At 63.9% G+C, this 2,912-nt stretch carries 2 protein-coding genes; one reads left to right on the forward strand and one right to left on the reverse strand.

The window, feature by feature from the left end:
- Positions 1-1,266, forward strand: a 1,266-nt coding sequence (locus tag HX846_RS28255; protein WP_178966552.1) for a sulfite reductase subunit alpha, incomplete at its 5' end; no start/stop codon positions are given.
- A 149-nt stretch (positions 1,267-1,415) separates the two neighbouring features.
- Here HX846_RS28255 and HX846_RS28260 read toward each other — a convergent pair.
- Positions 1,416-2,912, reverse strand: a 1,497-nt coding sequence (locus HX846_RS28260; protein ID WP_178966553.1) for an alkaline phosphatase, incomplete at its 5' end; no start/stop codon positions are given.

The raw sequence follows: 2,912 nt of genomic DNA on the forward strand, positions 1-2,912 counted from the left end.
GTCAGCGAAGAGGATTTGCGCCAATCGAGCCATGCGCTGTTCGTGGTCAGCACCTTCGGCGACGGCGAGGCACCGGACAGCGCCCGCGGTTTCGAGCGCAGCGTGCTCGGCCAGGACCTGTCCCTCAAGGGCCTGAACTACTCGGTGTTGGCCCTGGGTGATCGCCAGTACCAACACTTCTGCGGCTTCGCCCGGCGCCTGCATTTCTGGCTGACCAACCAGGGCGGCAACCCGCTGTTCGCCCCGGTGGAAGTCGACAGCGGCGACACCGATGCGTTGCTGCACTGGCAACAACAACTGGGCCAACTGACCGGCCATGCACCCGCTGCGGCATGGGCCAGCGCGACCTATGAAAACTGGACCCTGAAGCAACGCACCCTGCTCAACCCGCACAGCAGTGGCTCCGGCGTCTATTTGCTCGGGCTCACCCCGCCAGCCCCCCGGGACTGGCTGGCCGGCGACCTGGTGGAAGTGCTGCCACGCAATTGCCCATGGGCCATCGAACACTTCCTGGAAGGCCTGGGACTGGCCGGCAGCGAAGGTGTGGTAGTCGACGGCCTTGCACACACCCTCGACCAGGCCCTGGCCGGCCGCCAACTGCCGGACAATCGCGCACACCTGGTGGGCCTGCATGCCCAGGCGCTGGTCAATGCACTGGTGCCGCTGGGCATGCGCGAATACTCCATCGCCTCGATTGCCAGCGACGGTGTGCTGGAGCTGATCGTGCGCCAGGAGCGTCACCCCGATGGCAGCGTGGGCGTGGGTTCCGGCTGGTTGACCGAACATGCACCGCTGGGTTCGACCATCAGCCTGCGAGTGCGGCGCAACAGTGGCTTCCATCTGCCGACCCAGCCGCTCCCGATGATCCTGCTGGGCAACGGCACCGGCCTTGCCGGGTTGCGCAGCCTGCTCAAGGCGCGGGTTGCCGACGGCCAGCAGCGCAACTGGCTGCTGTTTGGCGAACGCAATATCGCCCACGACTACCACTGCCAGGATGAGTTGCAAGGCTGGCTGGCCAGCGGTGACCTGGCGCTACTGGACCTGGCCTTTTCCCGGGATCAGGCAGAGAAAATCTACGTGCAGGATCGCCTGCGCGAATCAGCGGATGTGCTGCGTAAATGGGTGGCCGATGGCGCCGCGATTTACGTCTGCGGCAGTTTGCAGGGGATGGCGGCGGGTGTGGATCAGGTGCTGCATGAGGTGCTGGGCAGCGAAGCCGTCGAACGCTTGATCGAGCAGGGCCGCTACCGCCGGGATGTTTACTGACCCCCTGAAGATACACCGATCAAAATGTGGGAGCGGGCTTGCTCGCGAAGGCAGTGGATCAGTCCATACATCTGTTGACTGACACACCGCCTTCGCGAGCAAGCCCGCTCCCACATTGGCTCTTCTTCAGTAGGTAGATTGCATTGCAATCACACTGGCGCCAGCTTCTGTTCAAACACCGAAACCCCATCCAGGTCCCGCAAAATCACCGTCAGCTCCGCCGTCTGCCCGTCAATCTGCACCTCGCCAAAAAACTGGAACCCGGCAAACGGCGAGCTGTTCTGCACCGTCGGCGCCTTCTCGAACACCACTTCCGGGCCAAAGGTTTTATCCAGCGGATTAGGCCCGAAACTCCCGGCATTCAACGGCCCGGCGACAAACTCCCAGAACGGCTCAAAATCCTGAAACGCCGCCCGATCCGGATGGTAATGATGGGCCGCGCAGTAATGCACATCCGCTGTCAGCCACACGTGATTACGCACCTGCTGCGCCCGCAGAAACGCGAGCAATTCGGCAATTTCCAACTCGCGCCCCTGGGCCGGGCCCGGGTCGCCGTTGGCGATCGCTTCCCAACGCGGCACGCCGGGGCTGACCTCACCGTCGGGCACGCCCAGGCCAATGGGCATGTCGGCGGCGATGACTTTCCACTGCGCCTGGGAGGCCTTCAATTCGCGCTTCAGCCAGTCCAGTTGCTCACGCCCAAGGAACGGTTTTTCACCGCCAAGGTTGTCATCGTTCGGCCCGCGATAGCTGCGCATGTCCAGCACAAACACATCCAGCAACGGGCCGTAGCTGAGCTTGCGATAAATCCGCCCGCCCTGGTCGGCGCTTTGCCGGCGCATCGGTGAATATTCCAGCCAGGCCTGGCGCGCACGGCCTACCAGGGTATTGATGTCGCGAGTCTTGTAGCGTTCATCCAGTTGCTTGCTCGGCGACCAGTTGTTGATCACCTCGTGGTCGTCCCACTGCCAGATCTGCGGCACTTCGGCGTTGAAGCGACGTACGTTCTCGTCCATCAGGTTGTAGCGGTAGTTGCCCCGGTATTCATTCAGGGTTTCAGCGACTTTGCTTTTGGCTTCGGTGGTGATGTTGCGCCAGATGCGTCCGTCCTCGGTGGTCAGTTGCGCGGGCACCGGGCCGTCGGCGTAGATGGTGTCGCCGCTGTGAATGAAGAAGTCCGGCAGACGCAGGCGCATGGCTTCGTAGATGCGCATGCCGCCGATGTCCGGGTTGATGCCGAAGCCCTGGCCGACGGTGTCGCCGCTCCACACAAAGCGGATATCCCGGCGCTGCTGCGGCACGCTGCGCAGGTGACCGAACCAGGGCTCGCTGGCCACGCCGGTCTGGGCATCTTCAAAGTGCACACGGTAGAAAATCGCCTGGTCGACGGGCAGGCCGGTGAGTTCGACACGGGCGGTGAAATCGGTGCGGCTGTCGGCCAGGGGCGAGACGAATTTGCGCGGGTTGCTGAATACGCTGCGGGTGTCCCACTCCACCACCATCCGGGCCGGGCGGTCGCTGCGGCTCCAGATCATCGCGCGGTCGCCCAGCAGGTCGCCGGACTGCACGCCGTCGGTGAGTTGCGGGCGATCCTTGACCGAGGCGATCACCGCAGGCGCGAGGCCCGGCAGCAACAGGCCTGCGCC

This window comes from Pseudomonas sp. K5002, assembly GCF_013386655.1.
In the GTDB taxonomy this organism is placed as follows: domain Bacteria; phylum Pseudomonadota; class Gammaproteobacteria; order Pseudomonadales; family Pseudomonadaceae; genus Aquipseudomonas.